General features: G+C 35.7%; 21 protein-coding genes. 6 read left to right on the plus strand and 15 right to left on the minus strand.

The window, feature by feature from the left end; all coding sequences use genetic code 11:
• Window positions 1–3: 3 nt before the first annotated feature.
• Genes eutC through ABJI11_RS15860 form a run of 3 tightly spaced genes read right to left on the minus strand, consistent with a single transcriptional unit; the run spans window position 4 to window position 3,426 of the window.
• On the minus strand, window positions 4–738 hold the full coding sequence (gene eutC, locus ABJI11_RS15850; RefSeq protein ID WP_348354327.1) for an ethanolamine ammonia-lyase subunit EutC: 735 nt from the start codon (window positions 736–738) through the stop codon (window positions 4–6).
• A complete protein-coding gene (locus ABJI11_RS15855) occupies window positions 735–2,105 on the minus strand; it encodes an ethanolamine ammonia-lyase subunit EutB (RefSeq protein ID WP_348354330.1) in 1,371 nt (456 codons plus the stop codon). Before ABJI11_RS15855 ends, eutC begins: the two co-directional genes overlap by 4 nt.
• 1 nt (window position 2,106) lies before the next feature.
• Window positions 2,107–3,426, minus strand: coding sequence for an amino acid permease (locus tag ABJI11_RS15860; protein WP_348354332.1), 1,320 nt, complete (start codon window positions 3,424–3,426; stop codon window positions 2,107–2,109).
• Between the two features lie 878 nt (window positions 3,427–4,304).
• Between ABJI11_RS15860 and ABJI11_RS15865 the strand changes: the two genes are divergently transcribed.
• Together ABJI11_RS15865 and ABJI11_RS15870 are read left to right on the plus strand one after the other, a co-directional pair.
• On the plus strand, window positions 4,305–4,511 hold the full coding sequence (locus ABJI11_RS15865) for a hypothetical protein (RefSeq protein ID WP_348354335.1): 207 nt from the start codon (window positions 4,305–4,307) through the stop codon (window positions 4,509–4,511).
• Between the two features lie 279 nt (window positions 4,512–4,790).
• Window positions 4,791–6,155, plus strand: a complete 1,365-nt coding sequence (locus ABJI11_RS15870; protein WP_348354338.1) for an exonuclease domain-containing protein — start codon at window positions 4,791–4,793, stop codon at window positions 6,153–6,155.
• 10 nt (window positions 6,156–6,165) lie between these two features.
• Here the strand turns inward: ABJI11_RS15870 and ABJI11_RS15875 are convergent, their stop codons facing one another.
• From ABJI11_RS15875 to ABJI11_RS15905, 7 genes are all read right to left on the minus strand, one after another.
• Window positions 6,166–7,575: an MBL fold metallo-hydrolase gene (locus tag ABJI11_RS15875; RefSeq protein WP_348354340.1), complete on the minus strand. Its 1,410-nt coding sequence runs from the start codon at window positions 7,573–7,575 to the stop codon at window positions 6,166–6,168.
• Between the two features lie 53 nt (window positions 7,576–7,628).
• Window positions 7,629–9,377 carry a sulfate permease gene (gene sulP / locus ABJI11_RS15880; protein WP_348354343.1) on the minus strand — a complete coding sequence of 583 codons (1,749 nt, stop codon included), beginning with the start codon at window positions 9,375–9,377 and terminating at the stop codon, window positions 7,629–7,631.
• 55 nt (window positions 9,378–9,432) lie between these two features.
• Window positions 9,433–9,777 carry a TfoX/Sxy family protein gene (locus tag ABJI11_RS15885; protein ID WP_348354346.1) on the minus strand — a complete coding sequence of 115 codons (345 nt, stop codon included), beginning with the start codon at window positions 9,775–9,777 and terminating at the stop codon, window positions 9,433–9,435.
• Between the two features lie 3 nt (window positions 9,778–9,780).
• The gene (locus ABJI11_RS15890; protein ID WP_348354349.1) at window positions 9,781–10,554 is read right to left on the minus strand and encodes an SOS response-associated peptidase; all 774 of its coding nucleotides are present in this window, start codon (window positions 10,552–10,554) and stop codon (window positions 9,781–9,783) included.
• Window positions 10,555–10,581: 27 nt separating this feature from the next.
• Complete coding sequence (locus ABJI11_RS15895; RefSeq protein ID WP_348354352.1) at window positions 10,582–11,367, minus strand: aldose 1-epimerase; 786 nt, start codon at window positions 11,365–11,367, stop codon at window positions 10,582–10,584.
• The gene (locus tag ABJI11_RS15900; protein ID WP_348354355.1) at window positions 11,360–12,655 is read right to left on the minus strand and encodes a M20/M25/M40 family metallo-hydrolase; all 1,296 of its coding nucleotides are present in this window, start codon (window positions 12,653–12,655) and stop codon (window positions 11,360–11,362) included. The genes ABJI11_RS15895 and ABJI11_RS15900 overlap by 8 nt, the downstream gene beginning before the upstream one ends.
• Before the next feature lie 78 nt (window positions 12,656–12,733).
• Window positions 12,734–13,975 (minus strand): FtsX-like permease family protein, encoded by a 1,242-nt coding sequence (locus ABJI11_RS15905; RefSeq protein WP_348354357.1) that lies wholly within the window; start codon window positions 13,973–13,975, stop codon window positions 12,734–12,736.
• A 3-nt stretch (window positions 13,976–13,978) separates the two neighbouring features.
• On the opposite strand from ABJI11_RS15905, the gene ABJI11_RS15910 reads away from it, so the two are divergent.
• On the plus strand, window positions 13,979–15,214 hold the full coding sequence (locus ABJI11_RS15910; protein ID WP_348354384.1) for a DUF1343 domain-containing protein: 1,236 nt from the start codon (window positions 13,979–13,981) through the stop codon (window positions 15,212–15,214).
• Here ABJI11_RS15910 and ABJI11_RS15915 read toward each other — a convergent pair.
• The 4 genes from ABJI11_RS15915 to ABJI11_RS15930 form a co-directional block, all read right to left on the minus strand.
• Window positions 15,203–16,075: a sterol desaturase family protein gene (locus ABJI11_RS15915; RefSeq protein WP_348354360.1), complete on the minus strand. Its 873-nt coding sequence runs from the start codon at window positions 16,073–16,075 to the stop codon at window positions 15,203–15,205. The two genes, ABJI11_RS15910 and ABJI11_RS15915, sit on opposite strands and share 12 nt — an antisense overlap.
• A 201-nt stretch (window positions 16,076–16,276) precedes the next feature.
• Window positions 16,277–16,777 carry a hypothetical protein gene (locus tag ABJI11_RS15920; RefSeq protein ID WP_348354363.1) on the minus strand — a complete coding sequence of 167 codons (501 nt, stop codon included), beginning with the start codon at window positions 16,775–16,777 and terminating at the stop codon, window positions 16,277–16,279.
• A 51-nt stretch (window positions 16,778–16,828) separates the two neighbouring features.
• A complete protein-coding gene (locus tag ABJI11_RS15925; protein WP_348354366.1) occupies window positions 16,829–17,551 on the minus strand; it encodes a tRNA-uridine aminocarboxypropyltransferase in 723 nt (240 codons plus the stop codon).
• Between the two features lie 25 nt (window positions 17,552–17,576).
• The gene (locus ABJI11_RS15930) at window positions 17,577–18,068 is read right to left on the minus strand and encodes a YkgJ family cysteine cluster protein (RefSeq protein ID WP_348354369.1); all 492 of its coding nucleotides are present in this window, start codon (window positions 18,066–18,068) and stop codon (window positions 17,577–17,579) included.
• Between the two features lie 75 nt (window positions 18,069–18,143).
• Between ABJI11_RS15930 and ABJI11_RS15935 the strand changes: the two genes are divergently transcribed.
• Window positions 18,144–18,857, plus strand: coding sequence for a class I SAM-dependent methyltransferase (locus ABJI11_RS15935; protein ID WP_348354372.1), 714 nt, complete (start codon window positions 18,144–18,146; stop codon window positions 18,855–18,857).
• Between the two features lie 46 nt (window positions 18,858–18,903).
• Window positions 18,904–19,812, plus strand: a complete 909-nt coding sequence (locus tag ABJI11_RS15940) for a hypothetical protein (protein ID WP_348354375.1) — start codon at window positions 18,904–18,906, stop codon at window positions 19,810–19,812.
• A 16-nt stretch (window positions 19,813–19,828) separates the two neighbouring features.
• On the opposite strand, the gene ABJI11_RS15945 is transcribed toward ABJI11_RS15940, so the two are convergent.
• Complete coding sequence (locus tag ABJI11_RS15945; RefSeq protein ID WP_348354378.1) at window positions 19,829–20,461, minus strand: 7-carboxy-7-deazaguanine synthase QueE; 633 nt, start codon at window positions 20,459–20,461, stop codon at window positions 19,829–19,831.
• Between the two features lie 171 nt (window positions 20,462–20,632).
• Here ABJI11_RS15945 and ABJI11_RS15950 point away from each other — a divergent pair.
• The coding region (locus ABJI11_RS15950; RefSeq protein WP_348354381.1) for a helicase HerA-like domain-containing protein at window positions 20,633–21,255 on the plus strand (623 nt) is incomplete at its 3' end.

Here is a 21,255-nt window from a genome sequence, read left to right on the forward strand (position 1 = left end):
GCTTTATAATATTTCACCAACTTCAAGTTTTAATGCTACTCCGCTAATTTTTAAAGCGAAAGATTTTTCAATTAAATAATTTAGAAGTTGAGCACCTTGTTTACCACTTAACCCGTTGGCATGAATATTTGAAATACAATTTCTACGCTCATCGGTAAATCCTATTTTTGGGCTATATGTGGTGTAAATACCCATACTTTCTGGAGAAGACAAACCTGGTCTTTCACCTATACATACAGCCACAAAATCTGCATGAAACAATTCTGCCACAGCATCACCTATTGCTACCCTACCCTGTTCCACAAGAGCAACTGCAAAAGAATAGTTATCGTTTAAATTTAGTAAAAGATGATCTAGCACCTTAAAAGCATTGGTGTTTACCGCTTTTGCCGAGAGTCCGTCAGTAATAACAAAAACAATATTTACCCTTTCAATCTTTTCTAAATTAGCATTTAACAGCAGCTGTCTACCAAGATCAGGTCTTTTTAAATATTCAAGCCTATCGCTTGCTTCACTTTTAAACATATAATATGGTATTGCTTGCTCTTTACATTTTTGAGACAGAATACCAACATCTAACTTGGTTACAATAGCATCTTTTGCCATCGCATGTGCATGTTTTAACGCCAATACTTCTGTCAACGGCAGACCCGTACCCACATTACCTAGTGCTACTCTTGCTTTGGTATGCTGTTTTAGTTGTTGCCATTTATTAGCTAGGGGTATATTCTTACTCATAAATTCAATAACAACTTATTTGTTTCACCCACCCTACATTTGTTGCCCAACTCATCAATTATACCCATTTTCAACAACCAAGCTTCAAACTCTGGCGCAGGTTTTTTACCTAATACTTTACGCAAATACAGTGCATCATGAAAAGAGGTAGATTGGTAATTTAACATAATATCATCTGTACCTGGCACACCCATAAAAAAATTACATCCTGCCACACCTAGTAAGGTCAGTAAATTATCAATATCATCCTGATCGGCATCTGCATGATTGGTATAACATACATCCATCCCCATAGGTAGCCCCATAACTTTGGCACAAAAATGATCTTCCAATCCGGCTCGTATGATCTGCTTTCCGTCAAACAAATATTCCGGACCAATAAAACCAACGACCGAGTTCACTAAAAAAGGATCAAAATGTCTAGCAACTGCATAAGCCCTAGCCTCCATTGTTTGCTGGTCAACACCATGATGAGCATTTGCAGATAAAGTGGACCCTTGACCGGTTTCAAAATACATACATTGTCTACCTACGGTACCTCTATCCAATTCTAAAACAGCACCATGGGCTTCTCTTAAAATACTTAAGTCTATACCAAAAGATTTATTGGCTTTTTGTGAACCGGTGATAGATTGAAACACCAAATCGACCGGAGCTTTATCCATAATCTGTAATGCCGTTGTCACATGGCACAACACACAACTCTGGGTGGGTATATCATACTTTAAACGAACATCATCAAGCATTTTCAATAAATTGATAGTCACATTAGGACTATCTGTTGCAGGATTAATACCTATAACCGCATCACCACAACCATACAACAAACCATCTATAGTACTTGCTAAAACACCTTTCATATCATCCGTTGGATGGTTGGGCTGTAACCGCACTGAAACATGACCTTTTAAGCCGACCGTATTTCTAAAACGGGTAATTACCTGAATTTTAGAAGCAACGGCGATTAAATCTTGATTTCGCATCAACTTACATACAGCAGCAACCATTTCTGGAGTCAATGCTCTGCTAATTTTTAGAATATCTTGACCAGATGTAGTGTTTTCTAGCAACCAATCTCTTAGATCACCTACCGTAAAATGAGAAATATTTTCAAAACCTATATTATCATGAGTATCAATTATTAATCGGGTGACCTCATCTGAATCGTAAGGTACTATGGCTTCATTTAAAAAAACTTTTAAAGACAATTCACTCAATACATATTGAGCCGCAATTCTTTCCGTATTACTATCAGCTGCCAAACCAGCTAAAGCATCGCCCGATCTTAACGGACTAGCTTTTGCCAAAACAGATTTTAAATCATCAAAAAGATAATTCTGTTTCCCCAATGTAAATCGATAAGCCATGCTACTTTTTCCGGATTAAAAATACATACGCCAAGCTACAAGCAATAAAAATGATGAAGGCCGTAAATTGAAGGTATGCAAAAGCCAGTACACAAATTAAGGAAATTACGACCGCGGTCATAGCACTAACGGTTGAAAATAATGCATTAAAATCGGCATGCCGATACAAATCTAACCCAGGTACCGATGACGACACAGAAGCATTCTTTTTTCTTAACACCAATAAGGATGCACTAACTGCTAAATACATACATACCGCTCCAAAAACCGACAACTCAATTAAAAACCCAGTTTGGCTACTCCAAATAGCAACAAGGCTAATGATAAAAACTAACGCCGAAGCAACGGCTCTCTTAGAAATTCCTTTAATTTTTAAATCTGGTAACAAAGGTTCTAGCTGTGTAGTAGCTGCAAAAGCAATTCCCTGTAAGGATGCTATGAGTCCAAATAAACCAATAAATGTAAATAGTTGCACTAAAAAATGCTCTTTACCCAATATCAATGCCATAGATGCCGGCATGGGGTGATTTTCATTCAATATATCCATACTCTCTGGCAATGTCCAATCTATACCTCCAGCAGCAAGAAACAGTACTAAGAGAGCTAAAGTCAATAAGGTAAAAAAAGCTAGATTATACCCTTTGGTGATTGTTTTTCTAAACCCCTTTCTATCTATTGACTTAGTCATAAGGGATATTCCTTCAATGGCCAAAAACAACCAAATTGCATACGGAATAGCCTGAACAAAGCTATCAACATCTAATGACCCAACTCCTGAATTCATGAGGTTTTCCATTTGAAAAGAGCCAACGACCGAACCTTGATACAAAAATAATTCTGCAATAGCCAATAAGGTCAAAATCACCAATAGACGCACCCCTACGTGCATTTCAAAAAGATTTATGATAGAGAAAAATAATATAAATAGTGTAGCTATCCAGGGAGACATTGTTAAATCATCTAATAAAAAACCTAAATATTCACCTAAAGAACTGGCAATTGCCGGAGTGGCAAATAAAAATTCGAACAGAATAGCAAGTCCTACAAAATAGCCCCATTTCGTACCAAAAGCTTTTTCTACATACGAATGCGGACCATCAGCATTAGGATAAACACATGCCAGTTCAATTAAATTTTGCACTAGACCAAAATACATTAATGCTGCAACTGCCACAGGAACAAAAAACCATAACGGCCCGGTAATGGCCCAACCTAAATTCCAACCGAAAGATTCACCAGAAATAACCATGCCTACACCAATTGCCCAAATAGCAAAAACTCCAATTTTCTTAGATATGGCTGGCTCTTCGGTAATCTTCATTTAAATATGATTTATGATTCTAATTACTAACATTCACCTTAAAGCTAAGATTAATTATGAAAGCATATGTCCTTTACATATTTAATAAGCTAGAATTTACACAGAAGTATGAAATCAATAAAAACAATAGCTTCATTTTTAAATATCAATAATTCAAGATTGTCGTATTTTAAATTAAAATAAAAATTAGTGCATAAAAAAACCGACACATTATGAAGATGCATCGGTTGTTCAACTAACTCAAACTTATTCTAAACTCGCTGCAAAGATGCATTGATTAATTATATTCAAGTTTATGTAAACATCAAGCTAACTTTAAATTCCTGCATTTTTTTATTCTTGAAAAAGAAATAAAAAGCATTTAAAAATCTACCCGAAATTTTACTTTCTACCATTTTACTATAATTCACTTTCAAAACAAAGAATAGTTAACCGTATTCAATAACATAATTAGATGCATTAAAGAAATAAGAAATAGTTTAAAATTAAAGAGAAAGATAGATGATGTACTGTATTACAAATTTGTATTTGACCGACTCGGTAATTATATTAATACTTAACCATTTAAGTTCTTATCATGAAAAGCCAGCAATCAAGATACTAAGCAAACTTGTGACACTAATTAATGACTTTAATCATAAAAAAGAAAGAGAAAAGGTATATGAAGGACTTAATTTTTCTTTTTTTTATAAAAAAATCACTTACAATATTAGTGAATACACTAATAAACAATCCTCATTTTGTTATTAACAGAGGGTGTTAATAACATTTATGTGCATTTCATCGAATAAAACCAACTTTTCGTCGTTAATGAATAAAGTTTAAATATTTTCGGAATGCGCTAATAAAATAGCGAGATAAAAACTACCACCATTTACATGAAATTTTTCCCTACCAAAGCCTTTTTCGTCCCTGTAGCAGCCATTGTATTTCTTTTAAGTTTATCCTCTTGTGGGAAAGACTATGACCTTGTTTCAGAGTTCGTAGTAAGAGATAACGTTGAAAAAATAACTAACAATGATTCTGAAAACACTAATTTTGGAATAACCGTAAGTAACAACGTTAGTAGCACTCAAAGTAAATAAAGTACACTTTCTATTATAAAAGTTTATGTCCGGTTTCAGTAAACCGGTGAATTTAACTTTACTTTATTCTAGTAAGATATATCACATTATATCAATCAGCGGCATATCCTAATTCTCTTTTTTTAATTAAAAAAAAGGTAATCACTTTTTATCTTCTAATTTCATTGGCCTAAATAGCTAACAAGGCATCCTTTATTATTCAAATATCAAACCCAAATACAATACAATCATATTGTAGCATTTTCTAGTAACTTTGTAGTACTAAAAATTCTTCGCTATTTGTATACGATAATTGACATAGAAACTACCGGAAACGGTATAAAGGGCAATCGCATTACCGAAATTTCAATATTTAAATATGACGGACATGAGGTTGTAGATGAATTTACATCTCTGGTAAATCCTGAATGTGAGATACCCTCTTTTATTACCGGACTTACCGGCATTGATAATGACATGGTAAGAAATGCTCCATTATTAGAAGAAATAATTCCACAAATAGTAGAGATTACCAAAGACACTATTTTTGTAGCCCATAGCGTCAATTTTGACTACAATGTCATAAAAAACGAGTTTAAACTATTAAGTCATGACTTCTCTAGAAAGAAATTATGTACGGTTCGTTTGTCAAGAAAATTATTACCTGGCTACAACTCTTACAGCTTAGGTAAATTAACCGCAGCATTAGGCATTCCTTTAACTGACAGACACCGAGCAAGAGGTGATGCACACGCAACAGTTCTTTTATTCCATAAATTACTTAGAGCAGAAAATGCCGATTCTGTTTTTAAACAATTCTTGAATTCAAAATCTCAAGAAGCAACTTTACCTCCTGGACTACCAAAAGAAGAATATCTTAAACTCCCTACCACTGCAGGAGTGTATTATTTTAAAGATCAAAAGGGTAAGATTATATATGTTGGTAAAGCTAAGAACATTAAAAAAAGAGTGTTAAGCCATTTCTATGATAAAAAAACAAAGGAGATAACTTTATGTGCCGAAACTGCATCTTTAGATTTTAATGAAACCGGCAACGAGCTTATTGCTTTACTAAAGGAATCTGCAGAAATTAAACACCACTACCCTAAATACAACAGTGCTCAAAAAAGATCCATTCAGAAATATGGTGTTTTCACCTATGAAGACCGAAACGGCATTATACATCTTGCATTCAATAAAATTAAGATGACTCCTAATCCGGTTGCTATTTGTTATAGTCCTACAGAAGCCAGACAGTATTTAGAAACCCTTTGCAGCACTTTTGAGCTTTGCCCAAAATATTGCCATCTTCAGGAAAACGTAGCTGTGTGTTCTCATTACAAAATTAAACAGTGCATTGGTATTTGCTCTGACCTAGAAATGGTAGAAAATTATAACCAACGTGTTCAAGAAGCTTTGCAAAGTATTAAAGATGTTGCTTCAACCTTGGTCATAAAAACCAATGGCAGAACTTTAGATGAAAACGGATTTGTGGTTATCAGAGAAAACAATTATGCCGGTTACGGCTTTGCTCCTGCGGATATAGCCATAGCACAATTTGAAGATCTTGAAATGTTCATAACACCACAAAAAAATACGCTGGAAACCCAGCGTATTGTTGAAAGCTATATAAGAAATCATCCTAATGCCGTTTATGCCCTATAATCTTAAACGATTATAGGGTTGTAGGACAAACATAATCTGTCTTCTCTAAATCTTCGTTTTTAAGTGCTCCGTATCCACCTTTAACATCAATTAGGTTGTGAATTCCTCTACTCTTCAATATTGAAGATGCTATTACAGAACGGTACCCACCTGCACAATGTACTAAGAATTCTCCTTTTTCAGGAAATTCTGACAAATGCTTGTTCAGCTCACTTAACGGAGTATGTACAGCACCAACTAAATGCTCACTTTGGTATTCCCCATCTTTACGAACGTCAAAAACACCAATATCACCTTTATCTATAAGAGCTTTGGCTTCAGAAGAGGTAATAGAAGTTATTTGGTCTATCTCCTTCCCAGCATCTTTCCAAGCATCAATTCCACCCTTTAAATATCCAATGGCGGCATCGAAACCTACACGAGACAATCTGGTGATAGCCTCTTCTTCTTTACCTTCTGGTATTACCAATAATAAAGGTTGTTTGGTATCTGCAATTAAATCTCCCACCCACGGAGCAAAATCACCATTAAGCCCTATAAATATTGACCTTGGTATATGACCTTTTACAAATTCATCTTGATGTCTTACATCCAATACCAAAGCTTCGGTATCATTTGCCGCTTTTTCAAATTCATCTGGAGATAGCGCAACATTACCACGATTTAAAACGGCATCAATATCTTCATATCCCTCTTTGTTCATTTTTACGTTCAAAGGAAAATATTTTGGTGGCGGTAACAACCCGTCCGTTACTTCTTTAACAAACTCTTCCTTGGTCATATCAGCCCTTAAGGCATAGTTCATCTTTTTCTGATTGCCTAAAGTGTCAACCGTCTCTTTCATCATATTCTTACCACATGCAGAACCCGCACCATGTGCTGGGTATACGGTAATATCATCTGCTAAAGGCATAATTTTGGTTCGTAAGCTATCAAACAACGTACCTGCCAATTGTTCTTGAGTCATATCGGCAGATTTCTGTGCAAGATCCGGTCTACCTACATCACCTAAAAACAAGGTGTCTCCAGAGAAAATTGCATAATCTTTGCCATTTTCATCCTTTAAAAGATATGTGGTACTTTCCATAGTATGACCTGGTGTATGAAGTACTTTAAAAATTATCTTCCCTAGTTTAAATTCTTGACCGTCTTCGGCTATGATAGCATCAAAAGTAGGATTAGCGGTTGGTCCATAAATAATGGGCGCACCGGTTTCTTTAGATAAAGTTACATGCCCACTAACAAAATCTGCATGAAAATGGGTTTCAAATATATACTTGATCTTAGCATTGTCATTCTCTGCTCTTTTCACATACGGACTCACCTCTCTCAGCGGGTCAATTATTGCCACTTCACCATCACTCTCTATATAATATGCTCCTTGAGCCAAACAACCTGTATATATCTGTTCTATATTCATACGTTACTATTTTAAAGTTCAAAACCTCTTCTCTTTTAAGATACGAGATTTATTTAATTTAAGCTTCTTTTAGCGTTAGCCATTCTACTATTTTCATAGGCTATTTTTGCAGCCAATAATGAAATCTCATTGGGATCATCAAAGAAATTAACCGCTTCTTTTGTTTTCACGAATAAAAATTCTCGCTGCAGTTCTTTAATAATTCCGGTATTGAAAATGATATCTCGCGTTGGTCCAATTGCTCCCGCTATAAAAAACTGAAGTCCTCTTTCTCGAATATCATGTATTAGTTTAGTTAACATATCTGCTGCGGTAGCATCTATATAATTAATAGATTCCGCATTCAGTATAATACCTTTTAATTGGGGTCCTTTTGCCTTTATATGCTTTAATAACTGCTTTTTAAAATAAGCGGAATTACCAAAATACAATTGTGAATCAAATCTGACAATTAAAAGATCATTACGCACTACCACCTCATCTGCAAAACGAACAACATTCTTATAATAATCAGAATTACCAATATTACCTATCTCTACAAAATGTGGTTTAGATGTTCTATACACCATTAATAGCAAAGAACATAAAACACCTATTAGAATACCTTGGGTTACACCTACAAACAAAGTGATTACAAAGGTTATCAACATGACAAAAAACTCGTCTTTACGGTTTAGCCATAAATGTTTGAAGTAGGATATATCTATAAGTTTTACAACGGAGACCATAATGATACTCGCCAAAATAGCATTGGGCAAATACTGAAACAACGGTGTCAAAAACAATAAGGTCAATACCACAAGAACAACGCTAAAAATAGCCGATAAATTAGTTTTAGTACCAGCTTCATAACTGATTGCCGATCTAGAAAAACTTGCCGTCACCGGATAACCTTGAAAAAATGACCCTACAATGTTCGACGACCCAATAGCTATTAATTCTTGATTTGCATCTATAGTATCTTCACCAGTTTTATCTTCTATGGCCTTACCAATAGAAATAGCTTCTAAATACCCAACCAAAGCCAGGGCAATTGCAATAGGCGCCAATTTCTCCATATCTATTACATCTAATATTGGCATTACAAAAGATGGAAATCCGCTAGAAACTTCACCCACTAATTTTATACCATAAACATCTAGGTGAAATAGATATACAGCCAATATACCTAACACTACTATTATTAAAATTCCAGGAATGTTTTTACTCCATTTTTTAAAGCCCAACAACAACCCTATACCTACCAAACCAATACTAAAATCTACCCAATTGATTTCACCTAGTTTGTAAAAAATATTAAATATGGTTTCGTAAATTTTATTGCTTCCGGCAACGGAAACACCTAACAAATGTTTGAGCTGACTTAGTACAATAATTATCGCTGCGGCAGAGGTAAACCCACTAATTACAGGTTTAGAAAGAAAATTGACTAAAAAACCCATGCGAAGCACGCCTAGAATAAACTGAATAGCCCCAACCATTAAAGTGAGCAAAACAACCATTGCAATGTAGTTCTCCACTCCTGTAATTGCCAGCGTACCAAGACCCACGGCTACCAATAGCGAATCCATAGCAACAGGACCCACGGCTATTTTACGTGATGTTCCTAAAAATGCATAGGTAAGTATTGGTAAAAGCGAAGCATACAAACCGTGAACCGGCGGAAGACCAGCGATCATAGCATACGCCATACCTTGTGGCACCAATACGATACCCACGGTAAGACCGGCCAACAAATCTTTTATGAAGTAAGCTTTTTTATAGGTAGAAACCCATTCCAAAAAAGGGAATATGTTTTTCACGCTGTAAATTTAATCATTCTTTAGGGTACGGAAAGCAGATTCTAAGATAGTTCCTTTATGCATTTAAAAGTCTATTGAACTCCAAAGCTTTCGCTACCCAAAAATCAAGGTCATCTTCCGCATCAAATCCGTCAGGACCAACAAATAGAAAACCTCGCAAAGGCTTTCCCGTAAAATCCATTGGTCTGCTACCCGGTTTATTTAAGAGTTCTTCATAATTCAATTTACCAACACGCACCATCAACTTATCTTCTTCACTTTTTTTATCGAACATTATACCCAAACACATTTTTCCATTAGCCATAAATATAAGACCACCCATCATTTTCTTCTCCTCTAATTCCGCTTTTCCTTTTAAGCGAGGTCTAACCCTATCTGCCAAATACTCACTATATGCCATAGCCTAGAAATTAAATTCTTCTGTTTTCAATTCTGTGTACACTACTTCTTCTGAAATTGAAGCGATATTACCAGCATAGTTTTTACCGCGTAGTTTGCCCACTGTGTGCGCTTGTAATTCTAGATTGTTATCTGTATTCAGCAGTGCGGTCAATTCTTTTTCAAAATCTGCATGTGATGAAAGCCATTGCTCTTCCATATCTTCAGAAAGCATTAAGGGCATACGTGGTTCTTTCAATTTTGGGTTATTATGAATTTTAGCCATCATACCATTACCCACGGTGGTCACTATTGAAAAAGAATTGATTATACCACCATGTTCAGGGTGTACCCATTTAGACCAAAGCGCAGCCAGCGCTAATGGTTCATTATTTTTTCGTTGGATAAAAAACGGATAAGTGTTATTATCAAAGTGATGATGCTCATAAAATCCGTCTACATAAAATATGCAACGTTTCTCATTAGCGGCATCTCTAAATGCGGGTATATCAAAAATGGTTTCTACCCTAGCATTCAAGGTGCTGTTCCAAATTTTCTTTTGTTGTTCAACGTTATTTACCCAGTGCGGTATCAACCCCCAAGTAGCTACTATGGGATAAAATGGATCTTCATTGGTATACACCAAAACCTCAGGATGTGAAAAACCAGATGCATGATGAAGCGGCAAATCGGTTAAAGAACCCAATTTTTCAACAATCTCTTCAATTGCCTTTAAATCTTGGCTTTTCTTTGCTCTTTTTAGTTGCGCCTCTAAACTGGTTTTTACATCATAACACATACACTATATTTTAGCGATGAATTTACTTTATAAAGGTTTTAGTACTACTTTAAAAATTGCAGGTTCATTCTTTAAAACCATAAAGCCTTCTGCCAGGTTTTCTTGAGCCACAGCATATGGATAAAAAGTAATTGGTTCTATACATACCATATTTGGTACTTCTGTCCACAACATAAAATGACTAAACCCTTCAGAAGAAATCTGTAATGATTTTTCATCTTTTAAAGTAATAACATCTGTATTTGGCACTTGCAATGCCCTACTACCAACTTCCATAACTTCTGGTATGGTAATATTTTGTTCTGCTGTAGCAATGATAGCATTTTTAGAATGCAGCATAAATGCCGGGTGATACCCTAACATAAACGGCATACCTTCCTCTCCTGTGATTGAAAAGTTTACCGCTAATGAACCATCAACCAATTCAAACGTCTTTACAAACTCAAAATCATAGGGCCAACTTAGTTTCTCTGCCGTTGATTTCGCCGGAAACTTAGAATTTAAAACTGAGGTATTTGCCGTGTATTTTTTAGAAAATACAGCTTTACTATCTGTATGTTCCAATAAGCTATACTTCATTTCACGTAATAGTCCATGTTGGTCTTGTGTGGCGAATCCTTTAGGTGTGTGCACTTTAAAATCTGCTTCGTTGGTTGGTCCAATAAGCGGAAACATTTCCGTGTCTACACTACGCCAACCAGGGTTCCCTTTTTGGTGCATATACTCATGACCAGAAACTTGGTAGCTTACTAGCTCCCCAACCTCGATTTTTACTTGTTGATCTCCTGCTTTTAATATTGTTATATTACTCATTTATCAATCTATAAATTAATAATGCCGTTCTTTTCGTTAAAGCTTCAATGGTATTAAGATTTACTGTTTCATCTGGTGTATGAGCACCGGTACCCATAGTTCCTAAACCATCTAAACAATCTACATATTCCGCCACAAAAGAAGTATCTGCCGCACCTCTCTTACCTGGGTCATATGCCAAAACTTCGCCTTGCTTTAAATCTAAACTCACCTTGTTCAGTTTGGTCAATAATGCCTTGTTCCCTTCCGTAGGTTGCATGGCAGGGTAACTATCCCTAAAGGTTACTGTAGCAGAGGTGTGCGGTAAATTATCTGCAACTATGGCTCTCATATTATCACTGGCACGTTCTTTTTGTTCTTCTGATATAAAACGTAATCCGCCACGAACCTCGGCTTTCTGGGCTACAACATTGGTCTTACCAAACACACTTCCCTTACTGGTTATTTCATCAAACTCTACAAAAGTACCACCAACTAAAGTACCAGGATTAAAGGTCAATAAATCTTCTCCCTTTACATTTGTATAAAATCCGTTTAAAATTCTTGACATTTCAAAAATGGCACCTGCACCAGTGTTTTCACTGAATATACCAGATGAATGTGCTCTCTTACCTTCTACCTCAACCTTCCAATCAGAAGAACCTCTGCGGGCAACAGTGGCATAATTAAACCCTGTAGAGTTCTCAAAACCCAAACCGATATCGCTACGTTTTGCAGCTTCGATTAAATCATATCTACTTTTTGATAACGGACTACCGGAACTTTCTTCATCTCCCGTATAGGCAACAATTATTTGAGCATCGTCTAGCAAACCGTTCTGCTGTAACGCTTTCAATGCATACAACACAATGACATCACCACCTTTCATATCATTACCGCCTGGCGCATGTGCTATAGAATCATTGACCATTTTAAAAGTCTGAAATGGACTATCCTCTTCAAAAACCGTATCTAAATGACCTATTAACAATAACTTTTTTCCTTTTGTTCCTTTAATTTCTGCAAATAGATGTCCCGCTCTATTCATTTCTTCGGGCATAGGAATCCATGTGCTTTCAAAACCAATATCCTCAAAAGCTGTGGCAAATTCCTTACCAACCTTTTCTACACCTTTAAGGTTTAGCGTTCCGCTATTGATATTCACAACTTTTTCAAGAAATGAAATTGCTTCAGCATTATTTTGCTCAATAGATTTTACAACCTTTTTCTCGGTTTTTGAAAGTTTCTGTGCATTGACATTCGTCAATAAAAACACAGCAATAAAGGCAAGTAGTAGTTTGTGATGCATGTGGTCTGTTTTACATCAAATTTACCAAAAAGGGGTCTAAACAAAGATTAATTATGTAATAAGGTCTAGAAAATTGAACTACTCGAACCTTATAGCTTTTACAGGTGTTATTTTCGTAATAATATATGACGGAATTAACAGCATCAATAAACACAGCAACAACACCCCTGCATTTAAAAGAAGTATAGTCCACAAATCGATACTTACGGGTATGTATTCAATGTAGTACTCTTTAGGGTTTGGAAATTTGAATACCCTGAACTTATCTTGAATAAATATAACACCCAAACCAATAAGGTTTCCCCAGAACAAACCGACAGCAATAAGGTAAGCGGCGTTGTATAAAAATACTTTTCTAATACTCCAATTAGTACTACCCAATGCCTTTAAAATACCAATCATTGGCGTACGTTCTAAAATTAAAACGAGTAACGCCGTAATCATATTAATACCGCCAACAATGACCATGATACCAATAATAAGGGCAATATTAAAATCGAACAAACCAATCCACTCAAAGATTTTGTAATATTTATCTTTTATAGTTTTAGTATCTAAACTGGCAACCGTCTCTCCGTAAATCTCATTCGCTTTTTGATCAATATCATCAAAACTATTTAGAAAGATTTCAAAATTACCTACTTCGGTATCTTCCCATTTATTCATACGTTGAATATGCCGTATATCAGTGAATATATAGAGTCCGTCAATTTCCTCAAATCCGCTATCGTAAATACCGGTGATAGTAAATTTTCTTTGATTGGGTATTTTATCAGCCGCATCATCCCGCAAGAAAAAGGTAAAAAATGAATCGCCTACTTTTAAGTTCAGACGATCTGCCATAATTCTAGAAATAAGCACATCAGAATTCAACTCACCAGAGTAATCGGGTAAAACGCCGTCAATTAAAAACTCATTAAACGAATCCCAATTATATTCTTTGCCCACACCTTTGGCAATAATACCCTCAAAAGTTTCTTCGGTTCGTATAATACCTGCCTTAGTCGCTACAGCTTGTATATGCACAATGCCATCCACCATTTTAAAGTCGGGATAAAACTCTTGGTTCGTACTCACAGGCACAACAGAAACCTCAGAATTATTGTTATCGTAATTATAGATTTGAACGTGACCGTTGAAAGCAGTTATTTTCTCACGTATTTTTTCTTTTAAGCCTAAACCGGTGGCTATGGCAATCAACATCATAATCACACCTATTGCAATTGCTGCAATGGCTATTTTTATTATTGGTGCGGATATACTAATTTTATGCTCCTTACCCTTTATAAGCCGTTTGGCGATAAAATATTCTAGATTCAAATGATGTTATTTTTATCCAATTTCAAAAGTACAGTTTTATTATGGTTTTTGGTATTGGCAACCTGCGGAAACGACACCAAAGCAGATGCTATTGCCACAACCCCAACTAAAGAACTTGAAATAGAACAAGAAGTAAAAGAAATTATAGTAGCCGCTAACCGAACAGAAGCCTATTTACCGCTTTTAAAAGGAAAGAAAATAGCTATAGTCGCCAACCAAACAAGTGTCATTTTTAAACCTGAAGGTCATACTCATTTGGTAGATTCATTATTATCATTGGACGTAGACATTAAACACGTATTTGCACCAGAGCACGGATTTAGAGGAAATTTTGATGCGGGTGAACATGTAAAAAACAGCACGGATGTAAAAACGGGATTAGATTTGATATCGCTACATGGTAAAAACAGAAAACCAAGTCAAAAACAATTGGATGGTTTAGATGTAGTATTGTTTGATATACAAGATGTGGGGGCTCGTTTTTACACCTATATTTCTACTATGCAATTGGTGATGGAAGCTTGCGCCGAAAAAGGAATTCCTGTTATAGTGCTAGATAGACCAAACCCAAACGGACACTACGTTGACGGACCCACCATGGAAGCAGCACACACTTCTTTTTTAGGAATGACCGAAATACCCTTAGTTTACGGAATGACCATTGGTGAATATGCCAACATGATCAATGATGAACTATGGCTAGAAGGTGAAAAAAAAGCAGATTTAACCGTAGTCTCTTTAGAAAACTGGACGCATGATATGTTTTACAGTCTACCAATACGCCCTTCTCCAAATTTACCTAATGATACTTCCATTAGTCTATACCCAAGTTTAGGAATGTTTGAAGGCACCAATATCAATGCAGGTCGCGGAACGGAATTTCAGTTTCAACGTTACGGAGCTTCATTTTTAGATCCCCACGTGTATGATTTTACCTATACTCCCGAGCCAAATTTTGGTTCTAAATACCCAAAGGAAGAAGGTAAATTGTGCTACGGAAAAGACTTATCTAAGTCTGAACGCATGAACGAAGTTACTATGGATTACATTATTGACGCTTATACCAATTCGGTCGATAAAAGTAAATTCTTTATCACTAGCGGTTTCACAAAACATGCAGGTAACGAAAAGCTACAAAAGCAAATTGTAGCCGGTGCCTCCAATACCGAAATAAAAGCGACTTGGCAAGAAGGCATTGAAAAATTCAAGAAAATTAGAGCAAAGTATCTACTTTACTAAAGGTTGTTCATTAACCACATCTGCTAGGTTACTACCATCTGTTGTAGGTTTTCTGTACCCAACAAATGGATATTTCAGTAACGAGCTAATTTGACCGTTGGCCACCTCATCTGGGAATGTGTCTACGCCGTAGATAATTTTCTCTCGATCTAAATGCATGTAGGTACCGAACAAGCGATCCCACCAAGAGAATATATTACCGTAATTAGAATCTGTATATGGTAACACGTAGTGGTGATGTACTTTATGCATATCTGGCGAAATCAACACCCAGCTAATTGCTTTGTCCACACTTTTTGGCAATTTTATGTTCGCATGGTTAAATTGCGACAATACTACAGATAAACTTTGGTACAACATTATAATGCCTATAGGCGCACCAACGATAAAAACCCCAACAAGGGTAAACATATACCTGATCAAACTTTCTAAAGGATGATGTCTATTTGCTGTGGTAGTATCTACATTATGATCCGTATGGTGCACCAAATGAACCATCCACAAAGGTTTTACACGGTGCTCTACCAAGTGCGCCAAATATGCCCCTATAAGGTCAAGCAAGGCAACACCTAAAAACACATACGCCCATAATGGCATTTCTGGCAACCAATTGATAATTCCGAAATCATTGGCAACCGTCCAGTCAGACGTTTTCAAAAGAAAGAATGCCAACGGAAAGTTTACGATTATGGTGGTCAAGGTAAAAAAGAAATTGGGTACGGAATGCTTCCACTTATTATAAGCACCATTGAATAAGGGGACAATACCTTCCAGTATCCAGAAAAAGGTAATACCACCCACCAAAATTAAAGAGCGGTGTGCAGCAGGTATCGATTCAAAATAGGTTATTAATTGTTCCATTAAATAAGTAAGTAGTTAAATTATAAACTGCAGAAATCAACCTGCAACTCAATTATAGTATCATCAGTAAAATATTCAAAATTCTAATGATTTTGTAATTAATTACGTAATATAATAAAGTTTTATTGATTTAACCCGCTACAAATACAGGATACGTATACCATGTCATCCTTGAATTAAGGACATTAAAAAATTAAAATTTTACAACAGGGTAAACTTTATTGGGTCCATTACCCGCCAAGTACCTTGTATTTTATATGACTTTTTTAAAACGATCAGAAACTTCTTATCGTTACTTGAACATTCCATAGTAATACTTCCTCTTTCAACAGGTACGTTATGGTCAGGGTTACTTTTATAACTTACTTTTTCTAAAATTATATCTTTCCACAATACCCCGAAAGAGGTTCCTCTTTTACTAATGTTTTTAAAATTCTCGATAGCTTTAATCTCAAAGTTTGAAATTATGGTATCTACTGAAGGAATATTTTCGTTGGGCTGAGCATTTTTAACAATTGGAATCAAATATTCCACTTCGTTTTTAGTAGGTAAGATTGTTAAAAATTCTTTTTCATTCTGAGTTTTCAGGGCATTAAAAACAGTTTTTACAACCTCAGTATTTCTAAAATTTTCTTGCGCAACGGAAGTATAGGTTACCAATAAGGAAATCATCAATAAAGAAAAATAAAGGGTACGTTTCATCAATAAAGTTTTGGTTGAATAGTATATCTGAGGTAAATAAAAAACTATTAGCTAATCTAATTCAAAAACAACATTTCTTTCGGTATTTGTCTTATACCTGATTTTGGGAGCAATCTCTAAACTAGCCCCATAGCGATAATTTTTACTACTTGGGTTTAGCATATAATCAAGTTGATGTTCAATCATTTTTTCAAACGGGACTAGGAAGTCCGCCGTATCACATTGTTCAATCGTTCCTTTATTCAACAAGTTTAAAACGGTATAGACCGATTCTATGGTACTAAGACAAAGTGCTTCTGGTTGTTGTTTGATGATGAATTTTGATGCTATGCTATTATCAAAACTAACCCTATTTAACTTTTGCAAGTTCTTACTCAATTTAAGCATCTTTCTGGCACAGGGCCAGGTACCATCGAGAATGAAAATATTTGCACCTTTACCTATAAAATTATGCATTTCAGCACTACTTCTTTGAGATAGGTTAAAACTGTTTTTACCCGGGTAAAGTAAAAATGAATTTTCATTACTGTCCAATAATTCATTTACACGAGTATTATCACTAAAATCTACGCCCACTATTATTTCAGAATTTTCAAGTTGAAGATTCGTCATGTAGCCTGTACCGTTCCTTTCTTTTTTATACTCTTTTGGGTGCATTAAAACAATGAAACGCGTTTTAGTCTCAATGGTATTAATATGCTCACAAATACAAGTACTTGAAGGTCTCATGCATTTGTAACATTTTACTCTTGGATTTTTATTTTGGGCTTGCAATATGAAATTCTCTTTATTATTCTAATTACTTCATCAACTTCTTCATCTCCTCCACAATGTTAAAAGCAGCTGGACAAATAGCTACATTCTTTAAAGTAAGGTTACTAATTTGTTGAAATTTTTTTCTATCCGTATGTGGAAACTCACGACACGCTTTTGGTCGAACATCATAAATAGAACAATAATTGTCTGTTCCTAAAAAAGTACACGGAGTTTGTTGCAGCACATAGTCATTTTCTTCATCGACCCTTAAATAGGTTTCAATGAATTTTTGCGGCTTCATTCTAAACGATTTTGAAATACGCTCCACATCTGCATTGGTAAAAAGTGGTCCTGTCGTTTTACAACAATTGGCACAGGAAAGGCAATCGGTACGTTCAAATTCCGCCTCATGAAGGTCTTGCATTATATAGTCAAGATTCTTTGGCGGCTTCTTTCTTAGCTTCACAAAGAATTTCTTATTCTCGTTATGTTTTTCTTGTGCCTTTTTAGGCAAATCCCGTAAAACCTCTTCCATGTCTGAAATTAATTCTTCAAAACTAGCGAAGTAGTACCAAAAAGCGAGACTTTTGTAACTAGAAATACAAGAATTTTGAACAAGGACATTTTAGGAACGGCACTTTTAGATTATCAAAACGGAAACTATACCGAAGATATCACCACACATTCATCTCTGCAAGAAGAAGATATTTTGCCACTACCCTATATGTTCAGGAGTTTCAAAGATATGCCAGAGCTAGAGCAAAAGGCTTTGCAATTATGCAAAGGTGAAGTTTTGGATGTTGGTTGCGGCGCAGGTAGTCATAGTCTTCATTTACAAGAAAAAGGGTTTTCCGTTACTGGTCTAGATACATCTAAAGGCGCTACTGAAGTTAGTGCTATACGCGGACTAAAAAACATTGCACACTCTGAACTACTTAATTACGAAGGTGATAAATTCGATACTATTTTAATCTTAATGAACGGCGTAGGGTTGGCAGGCACTCTAGACGGATTGGAACAATTCTTCACCAAATTAAAATCACTCTTAAAAGATGGCGGACAAATACTTCTCGATTCCAGCGATATTATTTACATGTTCGAAGATGATGAAGATGGTGGGTATTGGATTCCTGATAACGTTAATTATTATGGCGAAGTAAGCTTTAGTATGAAATATAAGAATGAAGAAAGTGAACTTTTTCCATGGTTATATGTAGACTACAATACTTTACAAAGAGCGGCTAATTACAGTAATTTAACATGTGAACTTGTAATGGAAGGCGAACATTACGACTATTTAGCCAGATTAACTCATATGAAGTAATAGGTCACTTATTTTTCCGTTATTCTTCCTATACAAAAGAATCAGTATGTTTAAGTTTAAAAGTTTATTGCTGACAGGTATCTTAGCGTTTGCTATTTCTTGTTCCAAAAATTCGTCAGATTCTGACGAAAACAATTCGCAAACCGAAGTGAATAGAAGTTTAAATTTATTAGCTACCGGAGATTCTGCGAACGATATACTTTCAAACGACACTTACGACAAACTTTTAATAGAAATTGCATATGTCAGCGGTTTTAAACCTACTGATGAAGCTATGGCAGATTTTACGGAATATCTAAAAGAACATACGTTCAAAGAAGATATTGAACTGGTGTATAAGGAATTAACTAGTCCGTCAGAAGATGAACTTTCGCTACAGGAAATAGCAAATTTAGAAACTTCTAATAGAACAGCATTTAATACGGGTAGCACATTGGCCATCTATATTTATTTTGCAGATGCACCGGCAGAAGGTGATGACCTTGATGGCGGTTTAGTAACATTAGGTGCCGTTTACCGTAACACTTCTATGGTTATACATGAGGTAACCGTAAGGGATTTGGCTAGTCTAAGTTCTTCTATTAGTGAAGCAGACGTGGAAACAACTACCCTAAACCATGAATTTGGACATTTATTTGGTTTAGTTGACTTAGGAACCGAAATGGTCAACGATCACCAGTCTGTATCTGAAAATGAAGACGGGCAATTAGTTCCTGATAACCATTGTAATCAGGCTGGCTGCTTAATGCAAGCTGAATTACAGTTTGGTGGTTCTTCAAGAAAATCTTTACTATCAAATTCCCTTGCCCAATATGAGGCCGGCGTAAAATCTGGCTGTAGATTATCTGGCAATACCGTGCTAAGCTTATTACAACAGAATACTGCAAAAACTACTAACACAGTACCTTTAGATCCCGAATGTTTATTAGATATTCGAGCCAACGGCGGTCGCTAATCAATAAACCTATATTTTAAGGGATATTCAAATACTTATGCGTCTGCAATGACACTTTCCATTTAGGGTTGTTCATTACATAATCAACAATCATAGGTACGACCTTATCTCGAACACTCCACTCAGGTTGTAGATATAAAATGCAATTCGAATTGGTTTTTACAGCTTGTTCTTCAGCAAAAATTAAATCGTGTTTGTTATAGACTATCACCTTTAATTCATGAGCTTCGTCATAGATTCGACCTTCAGGTAATTTATTCTTTTTTGGTGAAAGACATATCCAATCCCAATCACCAGAAAGTGTATAGGCACCAGAAGTCTCAATATGGGTTTTTAAACCTTTTTCCTTTAAGGCTTTTGTAATTGGGTTCATATCCCACATTAATGGCTCACCACCGGTAATCACAATAGTATCGGAATATTTAGCTGCATTATCAACAATCTGTTCAATAGCTGTAGGCGGATGCGTTTCTGCATTCCAGCTCTCTTTTACATCGCACCAATGGCAACCAACGTCACATCCACCAACACGAATAAAGTAAGCCGCAGTTCCCTTATGAAAGCCTTCTCCCTGTATGGTGTAGAACTCTTCCATTAAGGGTAAATACACCCCTTTATTTACTTTCTCAAGTACCTCCTCATTTTTCATTCGGCAAAGATACGTTTTAGTTCATTAATTCTATAAGAAGAAGACATTGGTAAATTCTATGCTCATACGCCTACTGTTCGTACATCAAATGTTAAAAAGTAGTGATATTTATGGCTAGTCTAGTCTTTTGGATTGGTTAAAAATGCCCTATTTTTATCGAAAATATAAATAATGGCCGGTACCGCAGATTTTTTTGACCATATAGAAAAAGGATATTCCACAAAAGGAGACTATATTAATATGGGTGCAGCAATGCTTAATGGTGAGGCTGTAAAAGATGCTTTTGTAAAAATTCCGCTAAAAACATTAAACAGACACGGACTTATTGCAGGTGCTACAGGTACAGGTAAAACAAAAACGTTGCAGGTATTGGCAGAAAATTTATCTGACAAAGGTATTCCTGTAATGCTGATGGATTTAAAAGGTGATTTAAGTGGATTGGCACAACCTAGTCCCGGTCACGCAAAAATTGACGAACGTCACGCCAAAATTGGTTTTCCTTTTGAGGCTAGTAGTTTTCCTGTAGAAATACTTTCATTATCTGAACAAGAGGGAGTAAAATTAAGAGCAACGGTTTCTGAATTTGGTCCTGTATTATTGTCACGTATTCTTGACCTATCAGATACGCAATCAGGTATTGTATCCGTAGTATTCAAATACTGCGATGATCAGAAAATGCCATTATTAGATTTAAAAGATTTTAAAAAAGTACTACAATACGCTACAGGTGCCGGTAAAGCAGATTTCACCAAAGAATATGGTAGAATCTCTACAAGTTCAACCGGTGCAATTCT

This window comes from Maribacter sp. (assembly GCF_039968975.1).
Classification (GTDB): Bacteria; Bacteroidota; Bacteroidia; order Flavobacteriales; family Flavobacteriaceae; genus Maribacter.